The following is an 18,885-nucleotide window of genomic DNA, read 5'->3' as shown; positions in this document are numbered from 1 at the left end:
CGCCATCAGGGCGTGTCGACATCCCCGCGAATCAGCAACGTGAAGTTGTCGTCGGGCACGGACTCCGGCCCCTGCTGGACAGTGCGCACCACCCAGACCGGGAACTGGCTGCCGATGGTGTTGAAGCGCAGCACGTTGCCGGTGGCCCAGCCATTGCCCCAGCCGAGCGCTGGCAAGCGAAAGTACGGCACCCCCGTCGCAGGGTTGTTGGGGGCGCAGTCGGCGCTGGTATTTCCGGTGGCGATCACACCTACGTTCTCGCCGATGACCTCGAACGAGGTGCTGTTGGTCATCCGAACCACCCAGCGCTCAGTGAGCGCCCCGCGATTGGTGACCGTGATCGGGTACTGGGTGTGGTTGAAGGTGGCGGTCGCGGCGCTGCCGGTCAGTTCATCCGACCAGCTGCCGTTCCAGGTGCTCTGATCGAACACGAGGTTCACGCGGGCGAACAGATCACCGGCCACCAGCGCACTCGAGACGAAACTACCGGAGACGGGATCGCCGGGGCTGGCCAGCGGATAGGCGTGGGTCAGCGGGCGCGTGAAGCTGATCTCGCCGTTGATCTGCACGTCGCGCACCACGGCCATGTCCTCGATGCGGTGCTCGATGGTCACGGGCTGGCTGTAGCCGGTCACGTTCGTGAAGGTGACGGTGCCTGCTTCCAGATCGGTGATGTAGCCGGTGTGGATCACCACGCCGTCGTGGCCGACCACGCGCACGCGCGACAGACGCACGCGGCCCGTATCGATGGTCTGGCCGTTGCTGACCGACGCGGTGATGCGTCCGGTGTGGCCGACCACCGCAAAGCCGCCGGGCCGGAAGATCGGCACACGCCCGTCGCTGGGCAGGCGCACCGGATCGATTCCCAGCAGCGCCGCATCCAGGGGCAAATAGCTGTAGGCCACGGCGCTGTAGCGCAGGCTGGATGCCGCCACCGGCTCCGGCCGGAAGATCTTGCCGTCTGGCCGCACGTTCTCGGCGTCGAACCACGGCTCGCTCTCGTTGCCCGCCGCCGTGACCACGGTGCCAAAGCGCACCCGCACGAGGCCGGTGTCGTAATCGACGCTGCCGATGACGCCAGACGCAGTGATCGCGCCGTCGATGCCAGCAGTCACGGTTTGGGTTCCACCCACCGCACGGGCGAACTGGATGGAGAGCGATCCTGGGCGCAGTGGCGCAGCACCAGTGCGGAACACGTACTCGCTGGAGATGTTCTCGCCCACAGTGGTCACGCAACTGGCGCGCGTGATGCTGTTGGTCGCGCCCGCCGACCACGAGGTGAGCGTCACCGCGCCCGAGAGGTAGTTGATGCTGCCGCGCGTGACCCAGCCGCTGGGCGTGAATTCACGGAGCGTGCCCTGACCGTTGTCGCCCCAGGGCTGGCTGCCCGCGATGGACAGCAACACCGTGCCCGTCACCACCTGCGCGTTGACGCCGGGCACCAGCCGAAACGATGGGCTGAACGCGAACGTTTCGCTGTGGTTGCTGGTCGAGCCCGCGCTGTTGTAGCGCAGCTTGACGTAGCCGGACTCGTCGTTCGGGTACAGCGACGGTGCATCCACGTAGCTGATGCCACCGTAGTTGAGGCGGAACATCTGGCCCACGCCCGAGGCCCAGCCAAGGCGCTGCGCGCCATAGACGGGGCTTGGAATCTTGAGGGTGACGTCGGGCTGAAACTGCACCGCGCCGGTGGCGTAGTTGACGGTGCCGATGACTTGGCCTGCGCGCAGCACATTGCCCGCACCATCGTCGCGGGCGTATTGCGTGGGATCGACCCCGTTCCACAGGCCCAGCCCCATCGCCTGAATCTGCTGCAGCGTGTAGACCCCGAGTACGGCGGTGTCCGTCAGGGTGTTCCACTCGATCTCCAATGAGCCCGGCTCGATGGAGCCCAGGGTTGCAGTCACCGGTACCTTGCCCTGGCCATCGCGCGAGGGGTGCGCGAAGCTGTCCTCCTGCTTGGGGCCCGCAACGTAGTCCACGGTCAGCAGTGCGCCGACTGGCGGCAGGACATTCGGCGCGAAGCTCAAGAGGTTCTGCGCGACGTTCAGACTACCGGTGGCAGCACCACTGAGCTCGCCGGACGTGGTGGCGGACGCCGTGCGCGTGCCCGTGCCGCTCTCGTGTAGCCAGGTGATGGTGAGCGTGCCCGGCTGAACGCTTTGGCCTTCGGGCGGGGCAAGCTGCAGGGCCTGCGATGCCTTCAGAGCGGCGGTTGGCTGCTGCGTTTCCTGGGTCGGCACGTTCCACGTCAGGATCAGCGACGAGCCCACGTCGGGCAGTGCCCCCAAGGTCACGACGAAGGCCCCGGTGTTCTTGTTGAAAGTGCCCGCGCCGTAGCTGGCATCAAGCCCTTTGAGGGAGCCATTGCCGCCATCCGAAAGCACGTACCAACGGCCCTGCGCCATGTAGCTGATGGCAAGCGTGCCGGGTTGCGGCACCGGATTTACGGTGCCGACGTAGGACTGGCTGCGCGACTCCGGCGTGACCGCGATCTCCGCGCTTTGCGGCGCGCGCTGCAGTTGTGCAGCAGGTGTGTAGGTGATGGCCTTGCTGTTGGACATCGAGCCGGAGTTCAGGCTCAGGATGCCGTTGGCGTAGTCGATGGTGCCCAGCGTGCCGCTGGCGGTCTTGAGCAGGCCCGCATCGTCGAAGATCGTGATGCCATCGGTGACGATGGACAGCGACCCGGGCAGGCAGCCACCCGGCAGGTTGAATTTGATGCTGGTGTTCCAGGCATGGCTGGCCGTGTAGCTCACGGGTGCCGCGCCGGGCACCGGCAAACCTGCTGCGGCGTAGGGGGGGCACGAAGGAGATCGGCGTCTCGGTCTGGGCGCTGGGCACGAGCTGCGTGTAGATGGACGCGCCCTTGATGGTGAAGTCGCCCACATTGGCAGTCTGCGTCAGCGGCACGACGCCGACATAGGTGCCCGCGTCGGCCACCACCGTGTCGCGCGTTTTCGTGCTGTTGGTTGCCCGCGTGAACGTTCGGCTGGCGGGCGAGCCCGTGAAATCAAAGCGCAGCGCGTCGCTGATGGCGACGGTGACGACCGCCGCCTTGTAGTCCTGGTCAGTGTTGTAAGTGAAGCTGCGTTCGACCACCGACACGGCGGTGGCGCGGATGTACTGCTCCTTCTGCGTGGGCAGTCCTTCGTTCTCGATCAGGACGAGGGTCTGGCCGACGTTGGGCACGGCGTCGCTCAGGCGCTGGAAGAGCTGGATCACCCGCTGGCCCGCAATGTGGTTCTCAAACAAGTAGCCCGCCCACTCAGGACCCTTGTTGAGGTAGGCCTCGATGCGGGTCTGCGCCTGCTCACGGGTGTCGAAGGTCTTGCGGGTGGAAAACAGCGTGACGCTGACGCGCTCGTCCTGCGGCGGCTCGGCCACGATGACGTTGGCCCCGAAGTAGGTGTCGGTGTCATCCGTGGCCACTTGCACGAAGCTCTTGCGCAGGTTGACACGGCCTCCGGCGCGATCCAGCTCGGAGATGTCGGGGAAGATGGCGTTCGATACGCCATCGGCAATCACGAGGCCCGTGGGCGCGCCGCCGCCTTCGGGCACGTCCGCCATCACGGCGGACTTGAGCAGCTTCACGTCGCCAGATTGAATTGGCATCAGGCAATCTCCAAAAATCGAAGGGTCAGGCGGTAGAAGTCGTTGCCGGATCGCGCCGGGATGCCCAGCACGGGTTCGGCCTCGATGGCGACCTCCTGGTGGCGGAAAGCGACCGTGAAGACCCGGCCATCGGCGAAAGTCAGTTCGAAGCGGCCTGTGCTGCCGCCCACCGGAATCGCCGCCCACGCGCGCAACTGCTCGATGGCGGCACGCGTCACCCAGGCCATATCGGGTGCTGCCACCAGAGTGATCGGCCGACCTGCCTGCCGGGTGGCCGACTGGATCAGCAAGGCCCCGGTGATCAGGTAGGACGCATTGGCAACCGCAGGCGACCACGCGTGCTCGTCGCTCCAGAGCAAGTCGTCCGGCAATGGCAGAGCCACCCCGGTGTCGAGGTTCTTCATTTGCATCGGGAAACCCTCAGGCAGAGAAACAGGAGCGCACGGTCAAGCCGTGCGGGCGCGGGCGGCGTCCAGCAGTTGCAGCAGTCGCGCTTCGTCGCGCGCATCGACGGTGGCGTTGACCTTCTGTTGTCCCGAGGACAGCTCCACGCGCACGGTGCGCGTCGGCGCGCTGTCGGGCAGCGAGGGACGCGGCAGGCTGCGGCTTGCGGGCTGCACCAGACCGCCCGAGGCAAAGCCCTGAATGCCTGCCAGCGCGCGTCCCGCCAGTGCCTGCGCCGGAGCGTTCAGGTTGTTGATGGCCTCGAAGAAGCCTGCGCCGTAGCGAGAGACGGCCTGCCGGTTCACGACGAACTCACCGGGGGTGAGCATCGCCGGGACGGTGTCCGACTTCGACAGCCCGCCGCGCCGGTAGAACTCGCCCTGGTTCTGCTCCATGTAGTCGATCAGCTCGCGCTCCAGGTCTTTGCCCCAGAGCAGGGGCTGCGCCATCGCCGAGCGCCACGTCTGCTTGATGCGTTCGAGGTTCTGGCGCTCGTTTCCGCTCAGCGTCTTGCGACTCATGAACTCTTCCAGCGTGCGGCGATCCTGCTGCGCCTGCTTGCCGTAGTTGTCCATCGTCTTGCTGCGCATATCCAGACTGACCGATGCGCCGTAGTTCCATTGCAGCCAGCTGGTGTATTCGTTCATCCCCTGCAGGCCGAGGTCGATCATCTTCAGCGCCTCGAACGCTTCGCGGTTCTTCTTGGGCCCGCTCGGCTTGTCGTTCGGATCGGCATCTGCCGCCTTGCCGCCGCCGAACATCGCCACCGAGCCGCCTCGTGCAAAGTGCGCGACCCCGCTGGCCAGCCGCGAGAGCGCGCCGCTGCCGTACTTCTGCACGGCCGCCTTGCGGATGACGAAGGCTCCGGCGTCCAAGGTGCGCGGCACGGTGTCGTGGTGGCCGGAGCCGGGCACCGAGCCACCGCTCATCCGAGGAAAGGCCGGAGCCACCGCGCCGCCGTCGGCAAACCGCCGCACACCACCAACCAGACCGCCGGTGGCATTGGTTTCCACCTTGGTCACGTAGATGGTGTGGGTGCTGGAGGTGTTTCGCCCATTGAGGCTGTCGATTTCCGCGCGTACCGCGCCGACGTTGCTGGCCACCTGATGCTGCGACTCGGTCTGGATGCGATTCAGCGCCTTGATCATCCCCTCGACATTGGTGATTGCCGCCTGCGCCTTTTCGGTCGCCACCTTCAGCTCGAACTGCGCGTTCTGATCGGCGTAGGTCTTGAGCTTGTCCAGTGCCTCCTTGGCCTTGGACACATCGGCATCGACCGGCAGCGTCTTGCCTTCCTTGAGCAGCTGCTCGTATTCCTTGAGCTTCTTCTCCGCTTCCTGCAGATCGGCCTGGATCTGCAGCAGGTATTCCTTCTCGGCCAGCGCCTTGTCCAGATCGGCGATGGCCTTGTCGAAGCGCGTGGTGTCGGCGTCGAGCGTGACCTTCAGGCCGTCCTTGAGCTTGGCGGTGACCTGGTCGATCTGGGTTTGCGTCTGCTCCAGCGTCTGGCGAATCTGGTCACGCGCGCTGAGCGCTTCGCGTGCAGCGGTCTGGTGCGCCTTGGCCTCGGCATCCAGCGCCTGGTTGAGGATTTCCTCAGACTGGCGGATGCGGTCGATGGCGTCACGCACCCCTTGTTTTCCTTGCGCGGCCTGCACGTCGGCATCCTTGGCCTTCTGCGCCAGTTCCGCGCGCAACTGATCGGCTTGGCGCATCAGGTCGGCTGCTTGCTGGTACTCCTGCCTGCGGTAGGCCTCGCGCGACTGCGCTTCGAGCTGCGTGACCTGCGACACCGCCTGCTCGGACTGCTTGCGCGCTTCCTCGCCGCGCTTGGCCTCGTTGGTCTGGCTGGTGGCCACCTGCGCGGCCATGTCCATCGCCTTCTGCGCAAGCTGGCGGGCAAGCTCCAATTCACCGTTGGCCAGCGCCCGGCGCGCCTGCTCCTGCATCTCCGCGATCTGGCGCTTGCGATCCTCAGTCGCCTCATACTCCGTCATGCCCTGGCGGCGGATGTCGCGGATGCGCTCCTCCGTGGACATCGACAACTGGCGCTTGGCTTCCTCGATGCGCTGCACTTCCGCCAGATGCCGGTTGGCTTCGGCGTTGAGGGCGTCGATGTGCTGGCGGTACTCGGAGAGCGCCTGCGCCAGGGTCTGGCGCTTGGTGGCGAGGATGTCGTTCTCGACACGCTGCACGTTGGCCCGGCGCTCGTCCTCGGTCTGGCCTTGCCGGGCGGCGGCGTCCTTGCGCGCCTGCGTTTCCTGATCGATCAGGCCGAGCGTCTCGGTCGTGGCCTGACGGCGCAGGGTCGCCTGCTGCGTCAGTGCCTCGGCGAGCAGCTGCGTAGACTTGGTGATCCTGGCGGTTTCGGATTGCTGGGTGCGATCCAGTTCCGCCTTCTCCTGGTCGTAGCGGTTCTTCACCGCCTGCACCTGCTGGGCGAGGCTGGCCTCGACGATGGACGTCAGCCCCTTGTAGGCTTCGGCCATCTTGGCGGTGGCATCGTTGACCACGCCTTGGGCCTTGCCGACGGCCTGTTCGACCTCGCCCAGCCGGGACTTGAGCTTCTCCAGCGCGGCGTGCACCGCCTCGATGCCGCGTCCGACCGCTTCCTGCGTGCCCTGGCGCACGGCTTCGAGCCGCTTGGCGATCTCCTCGGCAGCGGTCGCGGCGGTGTTCATCGCGCCCTTGGCGGCGTTCGCGCCTTCGGTGGCGTCCGCGTACATCTCGGCGAAGATGCGATTCATCTCCGCGAGCCGCTGTTCGTGCCGTTTCGTGGCTTCCGCGATGGTGTCGGACGTGAAGATGGCGGCGAACACCTCCCACTGGAAGCGCAGGTGCTCGATGCCCTTCATCAGCACCTCGACCATGAAGATGCCCGCCTTGCGGACGATCTCGAACTTCTCTGACAGCCACGTCCCAATCTCCCAGCCGATGATGGCCGCGCCGAGCACGCCGAAGGCCACGCGCAGCTTGCCGACCGTGGCGATGGCGTTCGACAACGACAGGTTGGCCGTTGCCCACGCCGCCGCCGTGGTGCTGGCGGCTGTCACCGCTGCCGCCCCCGCCGTCTGCCACGCGATGATCAGCGCCGGGATCAGGCGGTAGACCAGCACCGCGAGGCCGACCTCGGCGATGCGCCCCAGCCACTTCATCACCGTGTCCAGGTTCTCCGACAGCCACGTCAGCGCCTCGGCGAGCTTCTTGGTGAAGCCGGTCGATTCGTCAAGTTTGCTGATCCACTGGCCGAAGACGTTCGACAGGCGCGTGAATGCCTGACTGACGGTCACGGGCAACTGCGCGTACTCGGCGGCCAGCTTGTCCTTCTGACTCATCAGCGCGTTGACCACCACGTCGGCGGTGAGCCGCCCTTCTTCGGCGAGCTTCCTCAGCCGTCCGATGGGCACGTTCAGACCATCGGCGAGCGCCTTGGCCAGACGAGGGCTGTTCTCGACGACAGAGTTGAATTCCTCGCCGCGCAGCACGCCCGAGGCCAGGGCCTGCCCGAACTGCAGCAGGGACGACTGCGCCTCGGTGGCCGATGCACCTGAGATACGCAGTGCTTGCGAGATTCTTTCGGTGAGCGAGAGGGCATCCTGCTGCTCTCCGCCCAGCATCCGCACAGCCTGTTGCAGCTTGCCGTAAAGCGTGGCGGTCTCCTGGATCGGCACGCCGATGCGCTGCGAGATGGCGAACAGTTCCTTCTGCGCGACCGTGTACTCGCGGCTGCCAGCGGTGGCGAGCTTGAGCCGCGCAGACATCATGTTCCAGGCGTCGGCGATCTGGACGATCTCCTGCACCTTGCCACTGGCCCAGTTGATGGTGAGGAAAGCCAGCAACTGCGTCTTGGCCTTGGCGACCTGATCGCCAAATGCGCTCATTCCGGCCTTGACCTCGGCCATCCCGGCGGCAGCTTTATCGCCTGCGGTCTTGGCGTTTGCGCCGAACTCGCCAAGACTGCGCTCGGCCGAATTGATTGCGCGTTTGAGCCCCTCGTCAGCGCCTTCGAGCGCAACAAGGATGGAAATGCGGTTTGCCATTTCAGTCCACCAGCCGCAACTGCTTCTCGATCCGTGCGGAGAGGCGCGGAATCCGACCGGCGACGATGCGTTCGACGTTCAGGCGCTTCTTGAGCTGCACCCGGGGCACCAACACGGCGATGGGTACATCTGCTCCACGTTTGAGCCGCTTGATGCCCTCGGCCTTGCGGTAGCGGCGCTTGAAGCCCGACAGTGGCCGGTCGTATTCCTTGATGTTCTCGGCCATCAGCACGATGTTCCCCTTGGCGTTCTTGATGAAGTAGGCGTTCCCACCGCGCATCAACTCGGCGATCTGCGCCTTGAAGCGTTTGCGGCCGACACGACCGTGCAGTGGGATCAGCATCCGGCCGGAAATAGAGCCGCCACGCTCGTGAATGCCCGACCACGGGATACGCGAGCCGACGTAGAGCGCAGGCAGCCGGTTCTTGTCCTTGTCGAGCACCTTGGCAGTGAAGCCCTTGACGAAGGACTTCTTGACCACCGTCATCTGGCCCGCGACGTGGCTGCGCACGTCCTGCTTGAGTTCGGCGGCCTCACTGGCAATGCCGCGCGCGACTACCTTCTGGACCTTCTCGCGGAACTCGCCGCCCCAGCGGCGCAACTGCGCCTGCGCGGCCTTGCTATCGATGCGAACCGAGATGCGCATGGTTTTGGAGCCTGTCGAGGGTCTGGTCGAGGTGACGCGAGTCGCCGCGTGCGCCGATGGCGATCAGCGAGAGCAGCCGGGCATCGCGTGCGGCGTCCTCACGCGCGGTGGCGGCGGCGAAGCCGCGCACCTGCGCAAGGGTGTAGTCGAGGATGTCGGGCAACCGGTGGCCGCGCTCGATCAGGTGCTGGACGGTGTCGAACCAGCCGTGGTCACTGCCACCGCCGCGCTCGTCTGCGCGATCAACCCGTCGAGCCGAGGCATCACCGTCCGGGTAAAAAAATCGGCGTTGACCTCAAGCACCTTGGCCGCCAACAGGATGGCCTGGTCGGCATCGAGTGCGTCGACCCACGCGCGGGGCTTGCCGACGGCGATGGACACTGCCGTCAGCAAGTCGTCGCCGCGCTCGCCGAACAGGGCCAGCCAGTCGATACCATCGCCGCCGATCTGCTGCATCACCGGCGTGATCGCGCGCAGGAAGGCGGGCATCTGGCCGACCTTGAGTGGCTTGATAGCCAACGGCTCCCCGTCGATGACCAGCTCCACCGCTTGCGGGATGAGGGTTTCCAGATCGCTCATGGCAGTCCCCATCACAGTTGCACGATGCGGCCGAACTGGCCAAGCACCGCGTCATAAGGCTTGGTGGTGTCGGCCAGGAGCGAGCCTTCCAGCTCGAACTTGTTGTACTCGTCCGAAATGAAGGAGATTTCCTTCAAGGGATCGAAGGCCACGCGGTACAGCTCGACCAGCACCTTGGCGTTGCCCTGCGCGGTGTTGATGCCTTCCAGGCGCAGGTAGCGCTCGGGCAGCGCCTGCGTGAAGATGCCGATCTCGGTGGCGACGCCGTAGCTGTAGGCGGCCTTGAACGGTGCGGTGAAGCCGGTGATATCCAGAAACTGGAGGGCACCGAAGTCGGTGTCGGCGGTGTAGTGCGTGCCTGCGGTCAGCGTCGCGGGCGTGCCCGCCGAGTCGGTCACCACCAGCGCCGACACCTTGGGATGGGCGAAGAAGTAGCGGTCGCCGACCACCGGAGCAGCGCCGCCGATCGTTTCGGCGGTCACAGTGCCTGTGCTGCCGGTGACGTGGTTGCCGTACAGCGCCAGCGCGAGGTTTTCCTTGGTGAACTCCTCGATGGTGAGGTTCACGGTGGCCGACTTTTGCTTGACCATCCGGTGGTCGAGCGAGCGCTGGCCGGTCTGGCTCTCGTAATGCTCCAGCACGTCGGTCTTGAGCGAGAGCTTGAGCTCGGCGACGTTGCCGGGCGAGCGCACTTCGATGGGCAGGCCGGATTCGTCGCGCTTGCCGAGGAAGACACGGCCCTGAAAACTGGCGTAGGTGCTCATGATTTGGATTCCTTGCGTTGGGTGGTGATGGGTCGGATGGGCTCAATGGGTGTGCCGTCGCCTTGCGGCTGGGGCTCGGGTACGGGCTGGCGGTCGTGGCGGGCGATGCCGTTGGCGATGAGCCAGTCGGCAGTGCTGCCATCCACATCGAGCCGTTCGCCCGCCTTGTAGGCTTGGCCCGCGTGGGTGTGCGGCTGAGTCAGAACGATGGAAGTCATGGGGGTCATCCTTTGGCTGAAAGATCGGTTTCGAGCGTCCGGTAAGTGATCGCATAGCGCGCCGGAATCGTGGCGGCCACCGCATCGGCGTCCTCGACGTCCCACTCGCATTCCTGCTCGCGGATACCCAAGGCAAGGCCACCCAGATTCCGGTCAGCCAGCAGCGCAGCATGGGCGGCGGTGAGCAGCCGGTCGGCTTCTGTCTCGGGAATTGCGGGAGGCACCGCGCGGGCCAGCGCGACGAGGCGCACCGTGAGCTCACGCGTCACGCGGTCGTTGGCACGCTCGGTGATGGATTCGGACTCGGGAAACACCACCAGCGCCGGGCATTGCTCCCGGCTGATGGCCACCGTGGGCGAGCGGTGTAGCGTGGCGCCGAGCGATTCCACCGGCGTGCGGACAGCCGCCATCACCGCGAGCAGAATCTGTTCGCGGATCGAGTTGCCGGACACGGCACTACACCCGGGTGAGCTGTGCGCGCATCTCCGAGCCGTCGCCCACGGCCCGGGTGCTACGCACCTGATAGATCACGCCATCGATCTCGACCGCCTCGCGCGGAACCAGCCCCAGGAACACCGAGGCCGGATACGACATCTGATAGTCGGTGGTCGAGGCCAGGCCGTCGAACACGGTGTCGTCCGGAGCGGCGAAGCCAACCGGGTGGCGCTGCGCTGTCGTGCCGTCCGAAGGACGCCAGAGGCAGTCCTTCAAGAGCCCGGCATTGGCGGCCGATTCGTAGATCTGCTCGACGAGACTCATCACGCCACCGTCAACTTCACCAGCACGCCCGGACGATGGCACATCGGCAGCGGGTTGGACTGCGTGTGCAGATCGGTGCCCCGGTCGAACTTGCGCGGCTCCTGCTTGGCGTACAGCGGCTGGCCGACCGTGTTGACGGTTTCGTTGAAATCCGCCGGTGCGAAGTAGGTGCCGAAGGTGTCGATGGTGCCCAGCGGGAAGGCATGAGCCTCGCCAGCGGCGATGAAACGGCGTGCGGTTCCGCTGGCATCGGTGGCCTGACCCCGGTACTCCTCGAAGGTAATACCGCCGTAGGTGAAGCCGCGACGCACGTCGTTGATGAGGATTGCCCCGTTCTGCCAGTTCTCGAAGGCCTTCTCGACCTTGGCGTGGCCGGTGAGCGCGGCGAAGAACTCCGGCGAGCACAGGCAATGGACACCATTCATGAACTCGCCTTTGAGGTTCTCCTCGATGGTTGCCAGCACCGTGGTGCACTTGGCTTTCACATTGGTGCCCGCCGTGCCGAGCTCGAAGGCCACCGCCTGCTGGGTGATATCGAAGGCATCGAACAGGTCGTAGAGAACCGAGCCGTCCGCGTCGAGGATCACGCCCTTGAGCGCACCCATGCGCAGGTGCTCCAGTGTGATCGCATGCTTGTTGCGCATCGTCTCCAGATGGCGCGCAATCACGCCTGCCACCGTCTCAGTTTCGGTTTCCGAGCCGAAGGCACGGATGCCTTGGACTTCCTCCGGCAGCACCACGTCGTCGTGCGGGATGTGCGGCACGACGAAAGAGCGCAGCTTGCGTTTTCCACGCACGCCAACCGTGCCGGGTGAACCCGGTGGCAGCGTAGGCAGCAAGTTGAGCACGCCGTTCATTTCCTCGACGACGATCTGGCGCTGCCGTACCGGCTTGGACGGCATCAGGTTCAGTTCTTCCAGACGCCCGTAGCGGTTGGGCAGGATGTTGATGGCGGCGGTCAGCGCCGTCATCGAGAAGGCGGGGTTGCTGAAGGGGTTGTTCATGGTCAGGCTCCTTGGCGAACGAGCACGCCCAGCGCCTTAAGCTGCGCAATGGCGGTGAGTTTTTCGGCGGTGGTGATGGCGTCGGGCCACGCGAGCGCATGGTGGGCGACGATGGCGTGGCGCGCGACGACGAGACCGTCGTCACGGTCGATCAAGGTGGCATCGCAGGCCTGTAGCAGCACGCCAGCGGCGACCTGCGTGCCGTCTTCTGCGGACGGATCGAGCTGTTTGAACTTGGCCGTTGCGGTGACGATGCCGACCACCGTGCCCAGCGGCAGGTTCTGGCCCGAAGCGACCGTGACGCGGTCGCGCGAGTAAAGGTTGGGGGCTTCGTACTTGAGCAGGTCGCCCAGGTTCAGAGGTTCGGCGAGAGCGGGCATCTCAGATCTCCTTCTTGGTGGATTGCGCTGCGATCTGCTTGGCGGCGTCGATCAGCGGATTGCTGGCCACAGGGCGCGCGGCATCGGGGGCGATGCGGCTGGTGATTTCGGGACTGGCTTCGGCCTGCGCCGCAAGCAGTTGGCTGCGCACCTTGGCGGGCGAGGACTGGGCGTCGAGGAAGCCCGCAATCAGGTCGGTTCGCCCGGCCAACGTGCAGGTCTGGGCGATTTCGACGGCGTCGGCCACGCTCAGCGCGGTGGCGGTGGAGGCGGCGGACGGTTGAGGAGGACTGCCAGCAGGATCAGCAAGAGGCCGATCAGGAGCAGCGGGGTCGGTTCGATCATTCATGGAAGACTCCATCTGGTGGTTGCGAAGAAAGCCCGCTTGGCTGGCCGGAGCCACCTGAGTCGGGAGTGGGGAAAGCGATTGCGTGAGTTGCGTGAGCGCGTCGTCGAGGCTGCCGACGGCATCGGCAAGACCGGTGGCAACGGCGTCCGGTCCGAAGAACAGGCCCGCTTCGGTGGCGCGCACGGCGTCCGCATCGAGGCCGCGATGTCGAGCGACCGTCTCGACGAACAGCTCGTAGACGCGATCCACCTCGGCCTTGAGAACCGCGTGCGCGGCGTCGGAGAGCGGCTCGTGCGGGTTGAGGTCGTTCTTGCGCTCGCCCGCGAACACGGCGGTGTAACGAACACCGTCTTTGGCGTCCTTGACGGATTGATCGATGTGCATGGCGATGACGCCAATCGAGCCGACACCGCCGGTGCGCGCGACGAACACGCGGGTGGCGGCGGACGCCAGCGCATAGGCTGCAGAGAACGCCATGTCGTTGGCCACGGCCCAGACGGGCTTCACTTGCGACGCCACGCGGATACGGTCGGCCAGATCGAACACGCCGCCCGACTCGCCACCCGGCGAGTCGATGTCGAGCAGGATCGCAGCGACCTCGGGGCTGGTGAGCGCGGCGTCCAGTTGCGCGGCGATACCGGTGTAGCTGGCGAGACCCGATTCGGCCTCGAGGCCCGAGGTTCGGCGCACCAGCGTGCCGTGGATCGGGATGACGGCAACCTTGCCGCTCGGAGGCCCAGGCGCGCGGGCCGCAGGCGTGTAACCCACGGGCGCGGCGAGGTCGGCGAGGCCGATGCGCGCACCGAGCACGGAGAGGATGATGTCGAGTTTCGGCCGATGAATCGCCAGCGGCACGCCGAACAGGCGCGCAGCCAGATGAGGTAGCAAAGTCATGGGAATCCTTCGGGAAAGCGGTCAGGCAGCGAATCAGGGAAGCGATTGGCTACCGGTGATGTCCGGCGCGTTGGCGCTGCGGTTGGGTTCCGAGCCGCCGCCGTCCTTCGACGTGTAGCGAGGATCTGAGTCGAAGATCAGGCCGAGGTCGTCGGCGCGCTGGTTGTCGGCGGCGATCTCACGGTCGACGTCTTCGGCGTCGTAGCCGTTGGCCGAGATGGCTTCCGAGCGGCTCATCAGGCCGGCGCGGATAGCCAGCAACATCGCTTTGAATTCCTTCTCCGGGTCAACCCACTGCCAGCCCTGGGGAATCCACTTCACCGCGAGGTACTGGCGGCGACGGGCTGGCCCACCACGCGCAAAGCCCGGGGCATCCAGGGCCCCGGCGAGCACCGCCTGCTTCATCCAGGCCGCCCAGACCGGGCGGCACATCTGATGCACCAGCACGCCGTGCTGCACCATCTCGCAGCGACGCCGGAACTCCAGCAGCCCGGCACGGATAGACGAGTAGTTCACGCCGGTCAGATCGCCGGTCAACTGCTCGTAGGTGATACCAATGGCGGCGGCGACCGCGCGGAACTGGGTGCGCAGGAATTCGGAGTACGAACCGCCAACATCAGCCGGATCGGAGAACTTGATGTCCTCGCCCGGCTCCAGGATCTGCAGCGTGCCCGGCTCCAGTCCGGCAAGCGCAATCCCGTCGGCGTCCGCTGCACCTTCGCCCATCAGGTTGTCCTCAGGGTTGGCGCGCGTGACGAAACCCGCGAACATCGCGGCGGTCTTCTTGCGCACCAGCTCGGCGTCGTCGTACTGGTCGAGCTCGTTGAGCTTGACCAGGGCCCGCGACAACCATGGCTCGCCCCGGATCTGCCCCGGGCGCAGCACGCGGAACAGGTGAATGATCTCCTTGGCGTCGATGCGCACCGTGTCCATCCCGCCCTGGCCCGACATCGGAGCCAGTCGCCCGTCCTCCGGGTGCGAGCGGTACAGGTGGTAGGCCACGCGCCGCCCAAGGTTGTCGAACTCGATGCCGGAGCGCACGACGTTGCCGGACGGCAGATCGGTGTTCAGGTTGATGGGCAGGTGCTCGGGCTCCAGCAACTGGAGTTGCAGGGGCACCGACAGGCCATCCTCCGGACGGCGTGGCCGCAGGCGAATCAGGCATTCGCCACCTTCGAGCATCGCCCGACACGCCAGGGCCTGCAGGCCATAGAAGTCGGTCTGTCCCGCCGCGTCTGCTTCCTCAACCCAATCGCGCCACAGTGCTTGCACCTCGGCCTTGAACCGTTCGTCGCCAGACAGGCTCTGCGGCTTGATGCCGGTGCCGACCGCGTTGGCCACGAAGGCTTCGATACCGGCCTGCGCCCAAGCATTGCGGCGGACGAGGTCACGGCTCTTGCCGCGCAACTCGGCGTTGGTTGTCAACATCGCCGCGACCGCGCCCGGGTTGCCGGGCATCCAAGCCAGCGAGCGACGGCCACGACCTGCGGCTTCGTGTACTGGCGAGGCACCGAACAACCGGCGCACCGTTTGGGAGAACCACGCCATCTCAGAACCCCTTGCGCGTGGTGACGCGGATCTGGCGCGGCGCACCGGGCAGCAGCCCGGTTTCAGCCGCCTGCTGCAGCATTCCGCGCCTAACCTCGCGGATCGCGGCCATCAGTTCGTCGACCGAGCGGTACTCGACCGTCTTGTCGGCAAAGGTCACGCGCCGTTCGCCCTTGGCGAGCGCGCTCTCCAAGGCCTGGAGTTGGATTTCTGTGTAGGCCATCAGCGGTACACCACGAGGTTGATTTCGGACGAGTCGTCGAACGACGTTGCCGTCGTCGCGCAGGAGATGTCGACGTACTGGGCCGTCTTGAGGTCGGAGCTGGCGCGCACGACGGCCAGACGCTGCTGGCCGCTGTTGCTGCTGCTGCGCGCGAGCGCCGTCCAGCAGTAGTTGGCGTCCGGCATCGCGACGGCGAAATGCACGCGGTATCGGCCCGCCGCCGTGCGCACGACGCTGGCCACATTGCGCGCGCTGGCGATCACGACCTGGCCATTGACGTAGCCGAAGCTGACCCACACCCGGGCAAGGCCGGGATGTGTGGCGTCGATCTTGGACTTGACCTCGAAGCCGATGCGCGCCGCCAAGGCGGCGATGCTGGAGGCGAGGCTCATCAGGCCAGCACCCCGTCGAAGATCGCGACGAAGTCGGTGTCGGTGTTGCCGACATCGCTGGCCGCGACCGCACCGATGTTGGTGCGGGCCTGCAGTTGCTCGGCGACCGTCAGGGTCTGCGCCGCGTCGAAGCGCACACGCAGATTGACGGCGGCCAGGAGCGCGTCCAGACCCGTGCTGCCGTTCTGCAGGAGCTGCTGGATCTCGACCAAAGTATCGTAAGCGGCGTCCGCGCCACCGAGGATGTCGGCCTTGAGCGCGTCGAGTAGCGACACGATCTTGTTCGACGAGTAGGTGGTGGAGGTGGCGATCTGGTTGTCGTCGATGGCGGTGGCGGAAAGCACCGCCGCCTTCAGCTCGTTGATCGCCGCGACCAGACTTGACTTGTCGGTGGTGGACAGGCTGGCGAGATTGCCTGCGGTCGCCCGGACGTCGTTGAACTCTTGGGCGACGCGGATGACCAGGCTCTCGATGCGGGTGGCAAGACTCATGTGTTCTCCTTGGTTTGAAGCCGCCGCCGTCAGCGAAGCCAACGGCTTCGGATGACGCGCCGACCGGAATTGCGGGTGCCAGAAGCAGCGAGGCCACCGCGTTGGGTGGCCTCGTTCAATTCGATGTCGTGGATGGGCGGTGGCTCATCCGGTGGGGGGTGCTACCCCCAGTTGCCACTCCAGTTCGCGCCAGTGGCGTTCCTCGAAGCGATCAAGTCCCGCGCTGGATGCGGCCGCGCGGGCGTAGACATAGCAGTCCAGGGCCTCGTTGCGCTCGCGCATCTTTTGCCACTCGCGCACCGGGAAGCCGTTGCGGTCGCGGCGGGTGATCAATTGCTCCGCGCAGAGCTGCTGGATGAACTCGGCGTCGATCTTGGGCAAATGGACGAACCCGGCGGGAAACACCGGGGTCGAGCCGTCCTCGCCCACATCCGCGCTCTTGCGCAGGTTGTTGTAGAACTCCAGCTTGGCGATCCCAACCGCCACCGTGAACACCTTGATGCCTCGGCGCAGTTTCTTGCCACCCTGCGACACATCGATGGCTGTCGGTGTGCCGATCAGTGCGGCACCGCGCGGCACGCCCTTGACCGCCATCACGCGCGGATCGTGGCAGGCTCGCACGAAGGCGTAAGCCTCCTGCGTGGCAAAGCCGGTGTCCAGCGCGAAGCGCGCCAGTGGCATCGCCACCCCCGAGGCGTGCGTCCAGTTCTCGGCCAGCATCGCGGCCAGCGCCTTCCACACCGCGTCCCGTGCGGTATCGCCCATCAGGACTCGGTGCTCGATGAGCCAGGACTCCTTGCCGCGCCCAAAGGCCCAGATCGAGGCCTCGATGCGATCCTTCTGGACGTCGGCCGCACCCACCAACAGCAGGCCGTCAAGTGGCACGGTGCCCACGGAATAGTCCTCGCGGCGCTCGACCAGCCGTTGCCAGTCGGGCGCTTCGCCTTCCTCGACCCAGGTCTCGCCCAGCTCGGTGTTCTTGAAAGTCTTGATCGCGGCGGCTGATCCCGACTCCTTGTTGACGGCGGCTTCCCACGCGGCAGCGATGTCACGCCAGGAGCGCCAGCCCACCGGGCTGTACAGAGACGACAGGTGAAAGCCTGCCGTCTTGCCCTGTGCCATCGAACACCATTCGCCACGCTCCAGCATCCACGTCTTGTGATGCTCGGAAATCGCGGTGTCGCACGATTCGCAGATGTAGGCGGCGGTTTCCGGTTGCCCCTTGTCCCAGCGCAGTTGCTCGAAGCGCAACCATTGCGGGTGGTTGCAGTGCGGGCATGGCACGAAGTAGCGGCGCTGGTCGCTGGCCTCGTACTCGCGCTCAATGGCCGAGGCGCCAGAAATCGTCGGCGTCGACACGATGAAGATCTTGCGCCGGGCAAAGGTGCGCGTGCGCGCCTCGGCCAGCGAGATCGCATCGCCTTCACCCTCGACGTCCAGCGGATACCCGTCAACCTCGTCGAGGAACAGGTAGCGCACCGGCATCGAGCGCAAGCCTACCGCGCTGTTCGCCCCGGTCATCACCAGTACGCCGCCCCGGAACTCCTTGGCCAGAATGGTGTTGCCCGAGTCGCGCGAGCGCGCCGGGGCGATCAGTTCGGCCAAGGCGGACGATTCCTCGATCAGCGGGTCGATCCGCTGCTTGGAGTTGCGCTTGGCCATCTCCACCGTTGGCCAGACCGCCATCATCGGGCCCGGCGCGTGGTGGATGACGTAGCCGATCCAGTTCGACCCCATCTCGGTCGCACCAAGCTGCGCTGCTTTCATGAACACCACACGCTCGACCGGCGAGGTCGGCGACAGGCAGTCCATGATGGCCTTCAGGTACGGCGTGCGACTGGTGCGCCAGCGCCCCGGCTCGGCAGACGCCTTGCTGGAGAGCATCCGGTGGCGATCTGACCATTCCGATACCGTGAGCAGCGGGTCGGGAGTAAGCCCGTCGCGCCACGCCCGTTCGATCTCCTGCGCGCCTTCGTAGTCCATCGTCATCAATCCACGCGCGGGCGCAGCTCGCCCAGCTCAATCAGGTGCTCGCGCACGGCAGCCTCCAGGGTCACGTGCATCTGGTGCGCATCGACACCGAGCGCGGATGCCATCTGCCCGGAGATACGCGCGGGCCAGTTCAACCACGCGTCGCGCTCGATGCGCGCGAGTTTAAACACGTGGGCCACGGCCTGCGCCCGATCCACCAGTTCCTTCTTGCGGTGCGCTAGCTCCACCTTGTTGAGCTGGGCTTTGAGCACTTCGTTGACGGTGCGCGCCTGCAGCAGCGATGTACCGCCCGTCGACAACGGAGGGGCGCCGGGTTCGGGCACCTCACGCTCGGGCAGTACGCGCGCCTTCGCGGGGCTGACCTTCTCCGGCGCTGCCGCCTTACGGGGTTGCAATGTGTTTTGTGCCCACTGCGCGTCGGCGGTATCCGGATCAATCGTGCCGTCTGGCAGCGGTGTGATCCGCCCGGTGTCGATGGCCTTCTTCACGGCCACGTGCGACACGCCACGGTGGCGCGCGTAGGCGCGAATGGAGAGTCCCATCGTCA

The 18,885-nt window shown here is 66.0% G+C and carries 18 protein-coding genes and 1 pseudogene; all 19 read right to left on the bottom strand.

Annotated elements, in window-relative coordinates; translation table 11 throughout:
- Positions 1 to 5: 5 nt before the first annotated feature.
- The 19 genes and pseudogenes from R0D99_RS02165 to R0D99_RS02075 all read right to left on the bottom strand — a co-directional run bounded on the left by R0D99_RS02165 (position 6) and on the right by R0D99_RS02075 (position 18,880).
- Positions 6 to 2,759 (bottom strand): hypothetical protein, encoded by a 2,754-nt coding sequence (locus tag R0D99_RS02165; RefSeq protein WP_317749748.1) that lies wholly within the window; start codon positions 2,757 to 2,759, stop codon positions 6 to 8.
- A gap of 855 nt (positions 2,760 to 3,614) precedes the next feature.
- On the bottom strand, positions 3,615 to 4,025 hold the full coding sequence (locus R0D99_RS02160) for a hypothetical protein (RefSeq protein WP_317749747.1): 411 nt from the start codon (positions 4,023 to 4,025) through the stop codon (positions 3,615 to 3,617).
- Between the two features lie 36 nt (positions 4,026 to 4,061).
- On the bottom strand, positions 4,062 to 8,099 hold the full coding sequence (locus R0D99_RS02155) for a tape measure protein (RefSeq protein WP_317749746.1): 4,038 nt from the start codon (positions 8,097 to 8,099) through the stop codon (positions 4,062 to 4,064).
- 1 nt (position 8,100) lies between these two features.
- A complete protein-coding gene (locus R0D99_RS02150) occupies positions 8,101 to 8,745 on the bottom strand; it encodes a DUF6441 family protein (protein ID WP_069376979.1) in 645 nt (214 codons plus the stop codon).
- Positions 8,720 to 8,929 (bottom strand): hypothetical protein, encoded by a 210-nt coding sequence (locus R0D99_RS02145; protein WP_054286368.1) that lies wholly within the window; start codon positions 8,927 to 8,929, stop codon positions 8,720 to 8,722. The genes R0D99_RS02150 and R0D99_RS02145 overlap by 26 nt, the downstream gene beginning before the upstream one ends.
- Positions 8,926 to 9,324: a hypothetical protein gene (locus R0D99_RS02140; protein WP_054286367.1), complete on the bottom strand. Its 399-nt coding sequence runs from the start codon at positions 9,322 to 9,324 to the stop codon at positions 8,926 to 8,928. Before R0D99_RS02140 ends, R0D99_RS02145 begins: the two co-directional genes overlap by 4 nt.
- A gap of 11 nt (positions 9,325 to 9,335) precedes the next feature.
- A complete protein-coding gene (locus tag R0D99_RS02135; protein ID WP_054286366.1) occupies positions 9,336 to 10,088 on the bottom strand; it encodes a hypothetical protein in 753 nt (250 codons plus the stop codon).
- Entirely contained in the window at positions 10,085 to 10,306 is a 222-nt protein-coding gene (locus tag R0D99_RS02130) for a hypothetical protein (RefSeq protein ID WP_069376978.1), read from the bottom strand. The genes R0D99_RS02135 and R0D99_RS02130 overlap by 4 nt, the downstream gene beginning before the upstream one ends.
- A gap of 5 nt (positions 10,307 to 10,311) precedes the next feature.
- The gene (locus tag R0D99_RS02125; protein ID WP_317749745.1) at positions 10,312 to 10,758 is read right to left on the bottom strand and encodes a hypothetical protein; all 447 of its coding nucleotides are present in this window, start codon (positions 10,756 to 10,758) and stop codon (positions 10,312 to 10,314) included.
- 4 nt (positions 10,759 to 10,762) lie between these two features.
- Complete coding sequence (locus tag R0D99_RS02120; RefSeq protein ID WP_069376976.1) at positions 10,763 to 11,065, bottom strand: hypothetical protein; 303 nt, start codon at positions 11,063 to 11,065, stop codon at positions 10,763 to 10,765.
- Positions 11,065 to 12,069: a major capsid protein gene (locus R0D99_RS02115; protein WP_024541998.1), complete on the bottom strand. Its 1,005-nt coding sequence runs from the start codon at positions 12,067 to 12,069 to the stop codon at positions 11,065 to 11,067. Before R0D99_RS02115 ends, R0D99_RS02120 begins: the two co-directional genes overlap by 1 nt.
- 2 nt (positions 12,070 to 12,071) lie before the next feature.
- A complete protein-coding gene (locus R0D99_RS02110) occupies positions 12,072 to 12,449 on the bottom strand; it encodes a head decoration protein (RefSeq protein WP_004629291.1) in 378 nt (125 codons plus the stop codon).
- 1 nt (position 12,450) lies between these two features.
- Positions 12,451 to 13,692, bottom strand: a complete 1,242-nt coding sequence (locus tag R0D99_RS02105) for a S49 family peptidase (RefSeq protein WP_317749744.1) — start codon at positions 13,690 to 13,692, stop codon at positions 12,451 to 12,453.
- Between the two features lie 33 nt (positions 13,693 to 13,725).
- Complete coding sequence (locus tag R0D99_RS02100; protein ID WP_317749743.1) at positions 13,726 to 15,240, bottom strand: phage portal protein; 1,515 nt, start codon at positions 15,238 to 15,240, stop codon at positions 13,726 to 13,728.
- A 1-nt stretch (position 15,241) separates the two neighbouring features.
- Positions 15,242 to 15,463: a phage head-tail joining protein gene (locus tag R0D99_RS02095; protein WP_004629285.1), complete on the bottom strand. Its 222-nt coding sequence runs from the start codon at positions 15,461 to 15,463 to the stop codon at positions 15,242 to 15,244.
- Positions 15,463 to 15,855, bottom strand: a complete 393-nt coding sequence (locus R0D99_RS02090; RefSeq protein ID WP_279841823.1) for a hypothetical protein — start codon at positions 15,853 to 15,855, stop codon at positions 15,463 to 15,465. The genes R0D99_RS02095 and R0D99_RS02090 overlap by 1 nt, the downstream gene beginning before the upstream one ends.
- Positions 15,855 to 16,346, bottom strand: coding sequence for a hypothetical protein (locus R0D99_RS02085; protein WP_279841822.1), 492 nt, complete (start codon positions 16,344 to 16,346; stop codon positions 15,855 to 15,857). The genes R0D99_RS02090 and R0D99_RS02085 overlap by 1 nt, the downstream gene beginning before the upstream one ends.
- 29 nt (positions 16,347 to 16,375) lie before the next feature.
- Positions 16,376 to 18,335, bottom strand: a pseudogene (locus R0D99_RS02080) (phage terminase large subunit family protein).
- A complete protein-coding gene (locus R0D99_RS02075; RefSeq protein ID WP_317749742.1) occupies positions 18,335 to 18,880 on the bottom strand; it encodes an elements of external origin in 546 nt (181 codons plus the stop codon). Before R0D99_RS02075 ends, R0D99_RS02080 begins: the two are co-directional and overlap by 1 nt.
- Positions 18,881 to 18,885 lie beyond the last annotated feature (5 nt).

This window comes from Ottowia sp. SB7-C50, assembly GCF_033110285.1.
Taxonomy (GTDB): Bacteria; Pseudomonadota; Gammaproteobacteria; order Burkholderiales; family Burkholderiaceae_C; genus Ottowia.
This window is presented reverse-complemented; position numbering and strand designations above follow the sequence as displayed.